Annotated in this window: 13 protein-coding genes; 5 read left to right on the forward strand and 8 right to left on the reverse strand. The window is 63.9% G+C overall.

Going from position 1 to position 12745, the window contains the following annotated elements:
- Nucleotides 1-191: 191 nt before the first annotated feature.
- Nucleotides 192-353 (forward strand): hypothetical protein, encoded by a 162-nt coding sequence (locus VME63_RS02210; protein WP_325429800.1) that lies wholly within the window; start codon nt 192-194, stop codon nt 351-353.
- Between the two features lie 17 nt (nt 354-370).
- On the opposite strand, the gene VME63_RS02215 is transcribed toward VME63_RS02210, so the two are convergent.
- The 4 genes from VME63_RS02215 to VME63_RS02230 all read right to left on the reverse strand — a co-directional run bounded on the left by VME63_RS02215 (nt 371) and on the right by VME63_RS02230 (nt 4874).
- Nucleotides 371-1081, reverse strand: a complete 711-nt coding sequence (locus VME63_RS02215; RefSeq protein ID WP_325429802.1) for a pseudouridine synthase — start codon at nt 1079-1081, stop codon at nt 371-373.
- The gene (locus VME63_RS02220; protein ID WP_325429830.1) at nt 1078-2142 is read right to left on the reverse strand and encodes a class I SAM-dependent methyltransferase; all 1065 of its coding nucleotides are present in this window, start codon (nt 2140-2142) and stop codon (nt 1078-1080) included. The genes VME63_RS02215 and VME63_RS02220 overlap by 4 nt, the downstream gene beginning before the upstream one ends.
- A gap of 95 nt (nt 2143-2237) precedes the next feature.
- The gene (locus VME63_RS02225) at nt 2238-4238 is read right to left on the reverse strand and encodes an OPT family oligopeptide transporter (RefSeq protein ID WP_325429804.1); all 2001 of its coding nucleotides are present in this window, start codon (nt 4236-4238) and stop codon (nt 2238-2240) included.
- Nucleotides 4239-4349: 111 nt separating this feature from the next.
- The gene (locus tag VME63_RS02230; protein WP_325429806.1) at nt 4350-4874 is read right to left on the reverse strand and encodes a hypothetical protein; all 525 of its coding nucleotides are present in this window, start codon (nt 4872-4874) and stop codon (nt 4350-4352) included.
- 148 nt (nt 4875-5022) lie between these two features.
- On the opposite strand from VME63_RS02230, the gene VME63_RS02235 reads away from it, so the two are divergent.
- Entirely contained in the window at nt 5023-6540 is a 1518-nt protein-coding gene (locus VME63_RS02235; RefSeq protein WP_414648188.1) for a S10 family peptidase, read from the forward strand.
- Here VME63_RS02235 and VME63_RS02240 read toward each other — a convergent pair.
- A complete protein-coding gene (locus tag VME63_RS02240; protein ID WP_325429810.1) occupies nt 6525-6770 on the reverse strand; it encodes an oxidoreductase-like domain-containing protein in 246 nt (81 codons plus the stop codon). The two genes, VME63_RS02235 and VME63_RS02240, sit on opposite strands and share 16 nt — an antisense overlap.
- Before the next feature lie 127 nt (nt 6771-6897).
- Between VME63_RS02240 and VME63_RS02245 the strand changes: the two genes are divergently transcribed.
- A complete protein-coding gene (locus VME63_RS02245; protein ID WP_325429812.1) occupies nt 6898-8037 on the forward strand; it encodes a glycoside hydrolase family 18 protein in 1140 nt (379 codons plus the stop codon).
- 90 nt (nt 8038-8127) lie between these two features.
- Here the strand turns inward: VME63_RS02245 and VME63_RS02250 are convergent, their stop codons facing one another.
- Both VME63_RS02250 and VME63_RS02255 read right to left on the reverse strand, forming a co-directional pair.
- Entirely contained in the window at nt 8128-8910 is a 783-nt protein-coding gene (locus tag VME63_RS02250; protein ID WP_325429814.1) for a methyltransferase, read from the reverse strand.
- A gap of 109 nt (nt 8911-9019) precedes the next feature.
- Complete coding sequence (locus VME63_RS02255) at nt 9020-9640, reverse strand: 2'-5' RNA ligase family protein (RefSeq protein ID WP_325429816.1); 621 nt, start codon at nt 9638-9640, stop codon at nt 9020-9022.
- Nucleotides 9641-9767: 127 nt separating this feature from the next.
- Between VME63_RS02255 and VME63_RS02260 the strand changes: the two genes are divergently transcribed.
- A complete protein-coding gene (locus VME63_RS02260) occupies nt 9768-10568 on the forward strand; it encodes an SDR family oxidoreductase (protein ID WP_414648189.1) in 801 nt (266 codons plus the stop codon).
- Nucleotides 10569-10584: 16 nt separating this feature from the next.
- Here VME63_RS02260 and VME63_RS02265 read toward each other — a convergent pair whose 3' ends face one another.
- The gene (locus VME63_RS02265) at nt 10585-11097 is read right to left on the reverse strand and encodes a DinB family protein (RefSeq protein ID WP_325429820.1); all 513 of its coding nucleotides are present in this window, start codon (nt 11095-11097) and stop codon (nt 10585-10587) included.
- A gap of 285 nt (nt 11098-11382) precedes the next feature.
- Between VME63_RS02265 and VME63_RS02270 the strand changes: the two genes are divergently transcribed.
- Nucleotides 11383-12561, forward strand: coding sequence for a hypothetical protein (locus VME63_RS02270; RefSeq protein WP_325429822.1), 1179 nt, complete (start codon nt 11383-11385; stop codon nt 12559-12561).
- The last annotated feature ends 184 nt before the right edge of the window (nt 12562-12745 follow it).

Consider the following 12745-nt stretch of genomic DNA (forward strand, 5'->3'; position numbering starts at 1 on the left):
GACATGGGGCGAAATATTCGGGCGGCGCGTGGGTGTTGCAAGACTTATGGCAGGGGTCGCTAAATTCCTTCACGTCTTCTACACATTCTCCGTAATTCCTTGCTAAAGTAAGCCAGCGGCTACGCAGGGGTAGCCGATGGAGTAGATAAACCATGCACATGCTTCTTGCTCGTTCCGCCATGACGCGCGGAATGCAGCTGGTAGCAGGGATGCTTTCCCACCTGGTCATGCACGACACCAAATCCAAGCAACGCACCGCCTCCGATACCAACCTGGTCTCCTGGGTATCGGGCGCGCACTCGCGTCGCGAAGATGAGCTGGCACGCCACCGCTTGATGCAAAGCCCGCCATGATCTTGTCCGGCGAATCGCTAGCGATTCGCCGGTTCAAAGATTCGTGCCACGTCCTGCGCATCGAGCGGGCGCCACGCACCGGCCTGCAGCCCGTCGAGCCGCAGGCCGCCGATCGCAATACGCTGCAGCGCCTGGACATGATTGCCCGTCGCGGCGAACATTCTGCGCACCTGGTGGTAACGGCCCTCGCTGATGCTCAGCCGCGCCTCGCGCGGAGCCAGTACTTGGAGCGTGGCCGGCAGCAGCGGCGTGGTTTCCGACTCCAGCATCATCGTGCCGCTGGCGAACAGCGCCTGTTCGTCGCCGCGCAGATCGTGCGCCAGCGACGCTTCGTAGACTTTGGCGATCTGCGCACGCGGCGAAATGATCCTGTGCAGCAACGCGCCGTCATCGGTAAACAGCAACAACCCGGAGGTATCGCGGTCCAGCCGGCCAATGGTGGATAACGCCGGCGTGCGCGCGCGGTACCTGGGCGGCAGCAAGTCATAGACAACGCGCCCCGGGTCCTTGCGCGAACAGGTGGCGCCCAGTGGCTTGTGCATCATCAAGATCAGGCCGGTGGGCGGATCGAGCGGCTCGCCGTCGATGCGGATCTGCGCATGCTCGACCTTGTCGTCGGCGTACAGCACCTCGCCATCCGGATCGGTGATGCGCCCCTCGCGAAACATCCACGCAACGTCCTTGCGGCTGCCATAGCCCAGATTCGCAATCAGCTTGACCAACCTCATCGGCGCACACCTGTTGCCTGGATCACTTTGAAACCATCCTGCATCGCTCTTGTATCGACGTGTTCGAAATGCATGGCAAGCGTGGCTTCGTAGGGCAAATGGCGATTGGCCACCAGCCACAATTGCCCCGAAGCCACCAGCGCATCCGCCGCCCGCGCGATGAAGGCGCGGCCAAGCTCGGGCAGGTCGGCCCGGCCCTGATGGAACGGTGGATTGCTGACGATGGCCTCGTAGCGGCGATCGATGCCGGCGGTGACGTCATGCCAGTGCACCTGGAAAGACACCGCACGCCCGCTGCCCTGCACCGCACGTTCCAGGTTGAGCCTTGCCGGTTCCAGCGCGCGTGCCTCCGCCTCGTACAGGTCGATCGATGCGACCTGCCGGCAGCGTTCGACGATGCGCGCGGCAAGATAACCGTATCCGGCGCCAAAATCGGCGACGCGCCCACGCAAGTCATGCGGCAGATGCGCGGCGAGCAGCGCGGAAGCCTTGTCGGCGCGATCCCATGCGAACAGGCCCGGGCGGCTCAGGAAGCCTGCCGCGTTCGCTTGCGGCGCGTCGAGCGCCAACCATGCATCGCGCACCGGCCGATCGCCCGGCGACGCCTCTGAGACGCCCCAGAACACGCGGCATTTGTGCTTGGAAAGATGCTGTACGGAGCCTAGCAGCGCGGCCAGATCCGCCTGCGCGGATTTCGCGCCTTCCGCATTCGGCACGCATGCCAGCACCACCCCGCCGCCTTCGGCATGGCGTGCCGCACGCGCGAACAGCGCACGCGCCTCCTCTCGCTGCCGCGGCGGCAGCACCAGCACCAGCGAGAAACGCGCATCGGGCGTGGCCTCGCCCACGTTGAAACCTTCGCGCATCAATGCATCGGCGAACGGCTTGAAACTTTGCTCGCACAACCAGCCCGGCTGCGCCACTTCGCGCAGGCGATGGCCGCTGCGCGCGCGCAAGAACAACACCCGCCCATCCGCCGGCACGCGCACGGAGCCGCTGGAAACAGGGAGAAATAAAGCGTCCAGCACCGCATCGGGCATGGACGCATGGATACCGGCCATCGTCAAGCGGATGCATCCGTTGCAGCAAGTGCGCACATTGTACGCGTGCGCGGCGGCAAGGAGCGGCAGTGTTGCGAACTGCCGCTCCGGGTCGCTTAGCTCTTTTGACCGACGCGCCAGATCCAGCGATACATCGCCACAGTCACCGCTACAAAGGCAAGCCCGCCGATCCAGATCGAGGCGTTCTGGAAGCTGCTGCCCACCAAGGCCAGCGGTGTCTTGTTATTGGTAAAAAACACAATGGCCGCCACGACAACGCCCAGGATGCTTTCCCCCACGATCATGCCCGAGGCAAGAAGCACCCCCAGCTGCTTGGTGGCTTCGGCCTTGCGCGTACGCTCGGCACGCTTGTCAAAGTACCAGCCGACGACCGCGCCAGCCACGATCATCAGCGTGGTCGAGGTGGGAAGGTAGATACCCAGGCCGACGGCAAGCGGCGGCATGCGCACGGATTTGGTGGCAAGCCCCAGCAACTCGTCCAGAACGATGGTGCCAACGCCGATTGCCGCGCCAATGCCGATCAGGTACCACGGAATATTGTGCTCGATGACGCCTTGCGCCAGTGAAGAGATGATTCCCGCTTGCGGCGCGGACAATGCATGAAGCTTGTCGGCGCCGGGCACGCCGGCAAAACCGTAGGCTTTGTTCAGCACATTCATCACCGGCGGGATAACGATGGCGCCGGCGATCACGCCAATCACCAGGGCGACCTGCTGCTTCCATGGCGTTGCGTCGACCAACTGGCCGGTTTTCAGATCCTGCAGGTTATTGTTTGCAATCGCCGCCACGGCAAAAACCACCGACGTGATGAATAGCGCAAAAGCCACAAGGCCCTTGCCCGCTTCGGCGGTTTGCTCGGACTTCAGACCGAGCAGCAGCAGGAGGGCGGCAATAATGACCACCAGAATGCCGATACCCGAAAGCGGACTGTTCGACGAGCCAATAAGACCGGCCATGTAGCCGCACACCGTGGACACCAGGAAGCTGAGTATCAGCACAAACAGCACGCCGCCGATCACAAGCATCGTGGTATGGGCGCCAAGTCCGGTCGTAACGCTGAAGTCGCCCAAAAGCCATGCAATAGGCAGCATGCAGATCAACACGATCAAGCCCACCAATCCGATGGGCATGTCCTGCTCGGTGCGCGCCATGCTGCTGGCGCCGCCGCCCTTGCGCGCCCTGGAGGCGGCCATGGCAGAGGCCAATCCACCCACGACCGGCTTGACCAGCTTGATCAACGTCCAGATCGCCGCCACGGCGATGGTCCCCGCGCCGATAAAGCGCACATAGTTTTTCCACACATTTTCCGCGACGTCCGCAACGTCACCGGCCATTGGGTGCAAGAAACTGAAATAAGGAACGCCCCAGCCCCAGCCAATAACCGCACCAAGCAGCATGGCAAGACCCACCCACAACCCGACCAGGTGACCGACCGCAAACAGCGCGAAAGACAGGCTGAAGTCGTAACCACTCACCGTGCCGCGGTTTCCGATGCGAAAATTCTTGACCAGGTCGCTGGCGAAAATCTGCGTTTGCACGACAACGTAAAAAACGGCCGAAACCAGCGAGCCCACGACGACCGCCATCAATCCGGCCGTCCCGCCCTCCACCGACGCCGAATCGGACGCTTCGGTCACCTCTCCCGAGCCCACCTTCAGCACCTCGGCGCAGGCCACGCCTTCCGGATACGGCAGATCCGAATCGGTCACCAGCGCACGGCGCAGCGGAATGGTGTACATCACGCCCAGGATGCCGCCTGCCGCGCAGATGCCGAAGGAAATCCAGAACGGAAACCCGGTCCACCAGCCCACCATGATCAGGCCCGGCAGCACGAAGATGATCGACGACAGCGTACCCGCCGCCGAAGCCACCGTCTGCACGATGTTGTTTTCCTGGATCGTCGCGTTCTTCATCGCGCGCAGGATGGCCATCGAGATCACCGCCGCCGGAATCGACGTGGCGAAGGTCAGGCCCGCCTTCAGGCCGAAGAACACGTTGGCCGCCGTGAACACCAGCGTGATCACCACGCCGATGATCAGGCCACGGATAGTGAGTTCGGCGCGCGGTTCGGCGCCGGGTCCAGGTACTGCATTCACGGGCGATCTCCCCAAACTGTCCAGCGGACAAGATAGCGTGGATCGCCGGATCGATGTTGGGCCGCCTGCCCGGGATGCTTCCGGCGCCCCCATCGGGGCGCCGGCCTGGGGTCAGCGCGAAGCGCGGTTGAGCTTATGCAGATCGCCGCGCAGCTGGGCGGCGATGTCGTCGGCGCCACTGGCCACCAGCGTCGGCAGCGCCAGCGCGTAGGCATTGTCGTTGCCGGCCCCGGTCGACACCCGCACCTTGTAGTCATGGTGGGCATCGAAGCCCTGGGCCCACACGTCGCAATGCAGGGACAGGTCCATCGAGAGCTGGCCCGGCGCCTTGTCCTGGTCCACGTGCAGTGCCGCGTCGAGCGAGGTGCAAGTGACCACCAGGTCGGGGAAATAGTCCGGTTGCAGCCGCGTGCCGAGCTGGGACTGCAAAGCCGCCGCGATATCCGGCGACGGATCCAGCGTCAGCTTGTGGTCGAGACCGCGCACATCGAGCTTGTCCGAGCCCCCGGCGACCTTCAACCAGGGCGCCGTGCCCGGCTGCACCAGACTGCCCAGCGGCGCCTGCATGCGCACGTCCTTACCACCGCACGCGGCAAGCAGCGCCGCGGCGGCGCCGACCATCAAAATACGTTTCATTAATTGGATTCCCCCTACAGAGGGACCGAATTTAATGCAGCGCAGCACAAGCTTCAACGTTTGGCCGCGCTTCTTGCGACGCAGGTCCGCACCGTGCCATTGGGCACAATGCAGGGAGCGACGCGCTTGGTTAGTCTTTGCGGTCCGTATGTCCTGGGGAATCCTCGTGCGCAAGATCCTGTCATCCGCCCTGCTCGCCACCCTGATCATCGCCGCCGTACCGGCTGCCATGGCCGGCGACGCCAAGCCCGCCCCCGCGCAGGACAGTGCCAACGCCGATGGTTTTCACCTGCCAGCCTTCCCGGCCGATGCGCATGTGAGCCAGTCGGCCGTGGTCGGCGGCCGCACGCTCAAGTACACCGTCACCGTCGGCTCGCTGCCGGTGCGCGACGAAAAGGGCAACGTCACCGCCCAGGTGGTATTTACCGCCTACACGATGCCGGGCAAGGATCGACCTGTGACGTTCGCCATCAACGGCGGACCGGGCGCGTCGTCGGTGTATCTCAATTTCGGCGCGATCGGACCTAAGCGCGTGAACTTCGGCGTGGACGGCGACAACCCTTCCGATCCGGCCACGCTGCACGACAATCCCGGCACCTGGCTGGGTTTCACCGACCTGGTGTTCATCGATCCGGTCGGCACCGGCTACAGCCGTGCCCTGGTGCCGGACGATAAAGCGACCAAGCTGTTCTACAGCACCGATAACGACATCAAGTATCTCTCGCGCATCGTCTACGACTGGCTGGTGAAGAACGGCCGCATGGAATCGCGCAAGTACCTGGTCGGCGAAAGCTACGGCGGCTTCCGCGGCCCGCGCATCACCGAATACCTGCAAACGCAACTGGGCGTGGCGATGAACGGGATGGTGCTGCTGTCGCCGTACCTGGATGCCGCCTCGTCCGACGACGGCAATGTATCGCCGCTGCCATGGATGCTTACGCTGCCCTCGATCGCCGCCGCCTACCTGGAACGCGAGCATCGGCTGACGCCCCAGGCGATGGCGCCGATCATCGACTACACGCGCACCGGTTATGCCGTCGCGCTGATGAAGGGCCGCAGCGATCCGGCCGCCAACGAAGCGATGCTGCAGAAGGTGAGCGAACTGACCGGCCTCGATCCGGTATTCGTCAAGCGTTCGGGCGGGCGCATCGAAACGCAGGCGTATCTGCGCGAGGTGTATCGCGCGGAGGGCAAGCTCGGCAGCCGCTACGACTCCAACGTTACCGCATGGGATCCGTTCCCGTATGCGCCGCACCAGGTCGGCGGCGATCCGATCCTCAATGGCATCATCGCGCCGACCACCACCGCGATGGTCAACTTCGTCACCCAGACGGTCGGCTGGAAATATTACGGCCGCTACAACGCGCTTAGCTACGAGGTGAACAACCTGTGGCACGAGGACGACGATGCCAACAAAGGTTCGGTAAGCCAGCTACGCGAGGCGGTGGCGAACGATCCGTCCTTGCGCGTACTGATTGCACACGGCTGGGACGACCTTTCCTGCCCGTTCATGGCTTCCGTGCTGATCGTCGACCAGATGCCCGAGATGGGCGACGCTACGCGCGTGCAGGTGAAGGAATATCCCGGCGGCCACATGTTCTATGCGCGCCCGAGCAGCCAGGCGTTGCTGCTGGACGATGTCAAAGTGCTTTACGGTGCGCGCTGAGCCGATTCCTCCGGCGTGGACGCGGGTAATGCCGGATCCACGCCGGGATGACGCTCGCGCCACGCCGCCAGCGCCTCGCGGTAATGCTGCCGCGCTTCTTCGTAGAAATCGAAAATGCACGGATCGCAACCGTTGCCGCAACAATCGTCCGGATCGGGCTCGACCGGCGGCCGGGGCGGCGGATCGTCGCTGCATGCGTCATGCGCAGGGCTTGTTGTAGGCTCGTTCATCGGTACATGCCATTTTCTCATAGCCAAGATGGCCCCGCCCGCTGCCAACTTCAAGCGCATGCCTGGATACTTCACCGTGGCGGCCAAACCTGTGCACGCCTTACAGCCTTAACTTTGGACATCCCCCATGCGCCGCATTTTTTCCCGTAGTTCGCGTTACCTGATCAGTGCCCTGGCAACGGCCGCGCTCGCCGCCGGCACCTGCGCCGCGGCCCAGACGACGACCTCGCCCTATCGCATTGTCGGCTACGCCGGCAGCTGGAACCCGGTGCAGACCAAGGACGTGGACAAGATCGACACGCTGATCTTCGCCTTCGCCCATCCGAAGGACGGCCGCGTGACGATCGATGCCCGCGATCTGCCGCACCTGCACGATCTGATCGCGCTGAAGGCTACCCATCGGAAACTGAAAGTGGACATCTCGGTAGGCGGCTGGACCGTCGGCGGCTTTTCCGAAGCGGCCAGCACCGCGGCGGGACGCCAGTTGTTTGCCGACAGCGCCGCGCAACTGGTGGCTGACCAGCACGCCGATGGCATCGATGTGGACTGGGAATATCCCGGCCATCACGAATCGGGCATCCAATCCAGCCCGCAAGACAAAACCAACTACACCCTGCTGCTAAAAGCGATCCGCGCCAGCCTCGATCGCGTGGGCGCCCAGCACGGGCGCACCGGCGCCCATCACTACACGCTCAGCGTGGCGATCGCCGATGGCCCGTTCGTCAGCGGTATCGACATCGCGGCGGTCAATCCGTATCTGGATTGGTTCAACATGATGACTTACGACTTCGTCAACGCCAATACGCCCACCACCGGACATCACACAGGCCTGCATGCCTCGGCGCTGATCACCGGCGATGGCCGCACCACCGACCGCGCGGTGCGGCAGTTCCTGGCCGCCGGCGTGCCGCCGCACAAGCTGGTGATCGGCGCGGCGCTCTATGGCCGCGAATTCGCCGACGTGAAACCCGATCACCATGGCCTTTACCAGCCCTACGGCCACTACCAGGGCAGCCACAACTGGCCCGAACTCAAGCAGGATTTCATCGGCAAGAACGGCTACGTGCGTTATTGGGACGATGCGGCGCAGGCGCCGTGGCTGTGGAATGCGAAGACGCACCGCTTCATCAGCTACGACGATCCGCAATCGATCGCCGCCAAGACCGCCTTCGTCAAGGCGCAACACCTTGGCGGCATCATGTATTGGGAGCAGTCGCTCGATCCCAGCGACGAACTGCTCAACGACATGTGGCGCGGACTGCAATAGGGATGCGCCGATCATGCTTCGCAGGCGGCACGGTGCCTGCGAAGCATGAATCGAAGCCTTAATCTTGCGCCGGCCCGCGCCAGACGCGCATCACTTGGGCTTGCGGAAGCGATAGATGAATTGATCGGTATGGCCGCGGATCGAGGCGTCGAACACCTTGATCGTGTGCGGATCGTTCGGATTGCGCAGTACGTTGCTCTCGCCGGCAAATACGAAGCCCACCGACTCCACCTGCTTCTTGACGATTTCCGGATCGATGCGATGCAAGGTGTCGGTATCGGCCATGCCCGAACCTGCCGGCGCGACATGGTCGATCACCACGAACAGGCCACCGGGTTTGAGCGCGGCGTACACCTGCTTGTCGAACGCGACCGGATCGACCTTGCCCATGAAGGCGTCCGGATAATCGTGATAGTTCTGCGAGGTGAACACCACGTCCACAGGCTCGGGCACGCTCAATTGCGCCGCCGGCTGTTTGAGCACCGAAACATTGGCGTAGTGCGCTTCGCCGGCAAGTTTGTCGATGGCGGCTACGTTGTCGGCGTCTTCCTTGGCGTATTCATTGGGCCACAGCGCGTAGACGTGCCCGCGCGCACCGACGATGCCGCTGAACACACGCGTGAAGTAGCCGCTGCCCGGAATCAGCTCAAGCACTTTCTGGCCGGGCTTCACTTCGCTGAAAACCATGATTTGGGCGACCTTGCGCCGCGCATCGTTGCCGGCATCCTGCGCGCGCGCCGGATCGTTGACCGCTGCCGTGACGTAAGCGGGTACGTATTGCAAGGCGTGCATGTGGTTCGCTTGAGCCGTTTGTCCCAGCGTGACACCGGGAACGATCAATGCCGCAAGCAAGGCGGCGCATATCGGACGCATGACGATCTCCTGATGGGGGTGAACCGCTGCGAAAGTGTGCGCCTACCCGTCGATGGCGCCTACCTGACCTTTGGCCCATATGGCGCTGGCGGTCGCCCGGCGCGCGCGATCAACGCGCGGGGCTGAGCAGGGGCCAGCGTCCCAGCTGTTCGTAATACCCCTTACCCACCACGCTGTGAATCAGCGCCACGCTGTCGATCGGCCACGCCACCGGCGCCACCGGCGCGGCATGCGGCAACTCCCGGCGCCCGTAGGCCACCGTTACGTGCGGCGTAAATGAGTGTTCGATGTGCCGGTAAAGGCCCACGTGCGCGAGCGCGGCATTCAGATCGCGCCACAGCACGAACATCGCATCGGGCACGAACGTGCCGCGCAGCACACAGGGCGGCTCGCGCCCGCGAAAGCTGGTGGCGTAATCAAGCGACCACGTAAACGACACTGCGCACAGCATGTTCGCCGCCGCCCTCGCCTTCTCTACCACATCCCCCGGCAGCTCCGGATAATCGCCAAGAAAATTCACCGTGGCGTGATAGCGCTCGGACTTCACCCATCGCGCGCGCAACACGGGGTATTGCTCCTGCAGTACGACGGCCGCGCGGCCGATGGCGCGGCGCACGGCCTCGTCCGGCATCAGCGCGAAAAACAAGCGGTGCGTCTGCGCAAGGACAATGGGAGGCTGCCTGAAAAGCTCGATCTGCGAGGCGTTCGACTGGGTGATCCGGGCAGGCATGCAGGCAAGCCTACTCCATCCACGGCGAATGCGTAGGCTACGGCCGGCCTGCACTGTTGGCGTGGCCCTTGCCAATCGGGGGAACAAGCCCTAGTCATATTCTCTCAATTGCCGACGGATGCCCATCATGACCAAGACACCTGCCATCACCGCATACGACGCTCAGCCCATGCGCGATCGTGTCGTGCTGATCACCGGCGGCGCGCAAGGCATCGGCCGCGGCATTGCCCAGGCGGTGCTGGGTGCCGGCGGCTCGGTCATGCTGGGCGACCTGGACGCCGACGCCGGGCGCGCCTGCCTGCGGGAATGGCAAGCGGGCCCGCGCGCGGCGTTCCGTACGCTGGACGTCGCGCGGGAGACCAGCGTCAAGCGTTGGGTGGACGCGGCGCTTGCGCAGTTCGGCCATCTAGACGGCCTGGTCAACAATGCCGGCATTGCCGATCCGAATCGCGGTCCCTTGCACGAACTCTCGCTCAAGACATGGAACCGCTATCTGGACACCAACCTCACCGGCGCGTTTCTGTGCAGCAAGCATGCGCTGCCATCGCTGGTCGCCGCCGGCGGCGCGATCGTCAACATCGCCTCCACCCGCGCATTGCAATCGGAGCCGGATACGGAAGCCTACGCCGCCAGCAAAGGCGGCCTGGTCGCGCTGACCCATGCGATGGCGGTGAGCGCGGGGCCCGCCGTGCGGGTCAACGCGATCCTGCCCGGCTGGATCGCGACCGATGCGTGGAAGAATCCGCAGACGCGCCGTCAGCCCAAGCTCAGTCGTCGCGATCATGCACAGCATCCGGCCGGCCGCGTGGGCACCCCGGAAGATATAGGTAATTTGGCCGTCTATCTGCTGAGCACGGCTTCAGGCTTCGTCACCGGCCAGCACTTCGTCGTGGACGGCGGCATGACGGTCAAGATGCAGTACGTCTGAGCCGGCGGCGCGAAAACTATCGCTTGCGCGCGCTTTCTTCGCGCAGGAACACCGGCAGGTCAGTGGTTGGCGGCGGGGTGGACATGCCGTACATCATCATGGCGACATGCCCACGGTGGTAGGTGGCATGGTTGACGACGTGCAGCACGATGTCACCGCGGCGCATGGCGCCCTGTCCGCCGCCGATAAAGCTGAAGTGGATCGTCTCATCGAGTGCTTGCGCATCCAGCGTCTGCACTAGCTGGACATACCAGTCATTGGTAGCCGCCTGGGCCGCGCGCAGCACGTCGAAGGCGGGACAGTCGTCGGGGTTGCGCGAGGTGAACCCGTGCGGCACGCCCTGCAGATGAGCCTTCCATACCAGGTCCATGCAGTGCGCGTGGTTGAGCGTGCGCAGGAGGCTGCCGAAAACGATCGGTTGCTCGCGCGTCAGGGCCGTCTCCGGCATCGCCGCCAACGATTGGTAGACCAGGTTATCGGCCCAGGTGCGATAGCGGGTCAGCATCTTCAGATGTCCAAGCTCGGACATACGCGTTTGTCCACATGATGGAGTGCCCATGGTAACCGCGCCCGCGCCGGGCCCGCGCATACCGGCAGCGCCCCTGTCCGCGCCAAGGGTCGCCGTTCTGCGGCGCCGTTCATCCGGTATTTGGTTTTCCGGCAAAGTCAATCAGCACAACACCTTGCAACGTGTAATCGGAGGGAAGTGCAAAATGTCGGCTGAACACCGACGAACTTGTCCGTAAATTCCGGTACTCACTCGAAACTTTTCCTGCGTTTTCTCCTGTACGGTGCACGCCCAGGAGGAAACACCATGAAAATCGCAACATCATCTGCGCAATCGCTTGCGTCCAAGCGCACCTGGCTCGTGCGCGCGGCGGCCGCTTTAATGGCTGCCGGTGCAGCGTTGACTGCGCTTCCGCAGAAAGCCAACGCGGGCGTGTTTATCGGCGTTGGCGTTTCGGTCGGCTTTCCGCCGCCGATCCTGCCTGTCTATGTGCAGCCGGTCATCCCGGCGCCCGGATATATCTGGACCCCGGGCTATTGGGCGTGGAACGGCGCCGGCTACTACTGGGTGCCCGGCACCTGGGTGCTTCCGCCGTACTACGGCGCCTTGTGGACGCCTGGATATTGGGGCTGGGATGGCGGCGTATACATTTTCCACGCCGGCTACTGGGGACCCCATGTGGGCTTCTACGGCGGCGTCAATTATGGTTATGGCTATACCGGCCATGGCTACGTCGGCGGGCATTGGGGCGCCGGTGGCTTCTATTACAACCGCAGCGTCAACCAGTTCGGCGGCGTGCATGTGACCCATGTCTATAACCAGACGGTGGTCCATAACACCTACGTCAGCCGCACCAGCTACAACGGCGGCCAGGGCGGCCTTGCCGTACGCGAGACGCCGCAGGAAGCCTCGTTCGCGCGCGAGCAGCATGTCGGCCCGGTCGCCGCACAGCAGCGGCAGATGACCATGGCAAGCCACAATCAGGCGATGCTGGCGTCGGTCAATCACGGCAATCCGTCGATTGCGGCGACATCGCACGCTGGCGTGTTCACCGGTGCGGGTGTTTCCGCCGCGCATGGCGCCGCCTTCTCGCCGGCGGCGGCCCACGTGCAGCGCGTGAATAGCACTGCGATGCATGCACCGGCGGCCGGTAACGCGGCACTACGTTCGGCGAGCTATGCGCCACATGCGAACACCGCCAATGTGGCGCATGCGGGTGCGAACACGTATCACCCGGCAAGCGTCAACCGCACCAGCTATGCCGCACACAATGCTTCGACGGGCACGTACCAGGCAAGGCCGGCCAATACGTATCGCCCGACGTCAGCCAGTACGTATCGCGCCGCCCCGGCGGCGGCGTACCATCCGTCGGCGGCGCCGCAGTACCACGCGCAATCCCATCAAGCCCGTCCGGCCGCGGCGCCTCGCGGCGGTAGCGCCCCGCGCGGTGGTGGCGGTGGCGGTCACGATTCGCATCACAGTTGATCCGCATCCTGCGTGAAACAAAGAGGCCCGCCGCATGGCGGGCCTCAGACTGCTGACAAACCCCAACCATCGCGTTGGGGTTTGTCGTTTAATGGGCCATGCTGAAGATACCGACGCCGGCCCAACAGCATCTGGAGATGGTGACACTCGAGATGCTGGTTCCCCAGGACCACCTGTTGCGCAA

Origin of the sequence: Dyella sp., assembly GCF_035503745.1 — a bacterium.
Classification (GTDB): Bacteria; Pseudomonadota; Gammaproteobacteria; order Xanthomonadales; family Rhodanobacteraceae; genus Dyella_B.

Coding starts and splice junctions, on each gene's coding strand:
- VME63_RS02220 (WP_325429830.1), bottom strand. CDS start 2,142: ATGGCCGGTATCCATGCGTCCATGCCCGATGCGGTGCTGGACGCTTTA.
- VME63_RS02250 (WP_325429814.1), bottom strand. CDS start 8,910: ATGCGTCCGATATGCGCCGCCTTGCTTGCGGCATTGATCGTTCCCGGT.
- VME63_RS02215 (WP_325429802.1), bottom strand. CDS start 1,081: ATGAGGTTGGTCAAGCTGATTGCGAATCTGGGCTATGGCAGCCGCAAG.
- VME63_RS02210 (WP_325429800.1), top strand. CDS start 192: ATGCAGCTGGTAGCAGGGATGCTTTCCCACCTGGTCATGCACGACACC.
- VME63_RS02245 (WP_325429812.1), top strand. CDS start 6,898: ATGCGCCGCATTTTTTCCCGTAGTTCGCGTTACCTGATCAGTGCCCTG.
- VME63_RS02230 (WP_325429806.1), bottom strand. CDS start 4,874: ATGAAACGTATTTTGATGGTCGGCGCCGCCGCGGCGCTGCTTGCCGCG.
- VME63_RS02255 (WP_325429816.1), bottom strand. CDS start 9,640: ATGCCTGCCCGGATCACCCAGTCGAACGCCTCGCAGATCGAGCTTTTC.
- VME63_RS02235 (WP_414648188.1), top strand. CDS start 5,023: ATGTCCTGGGGAATCCTCGTGCGCAAGATCCTGTCATCCGCCCTGCTC.
- VME63_RS02265 (WP_325429820.1), bottom strand. CDS start 11,097: ATGTCCGAGCTTGGACATCTGAAGATGCTGACCCGCTATCGCACCTGG.
- VME63_RS02260 (WP_414648189.1), top strand. CDS start 9,768: ATGACCAAGACACCTGCCATCACCGCATACGACGCTCAGCCCATGCGC.
- VME63_RS02270 (WP_325429822.1), top strand. CDS start 11,383: ATGAAAATCGCAACATCATCTGCGCAATCGCTTGCGTCCAAGCGCACC.
- VME63_RS02240 (WP_325429810.1), bottom strand. CDS start 6,770: ATGAACGAGCCTACAACAAGCCCTGCGCATGACGCATGCAGCGACGAT.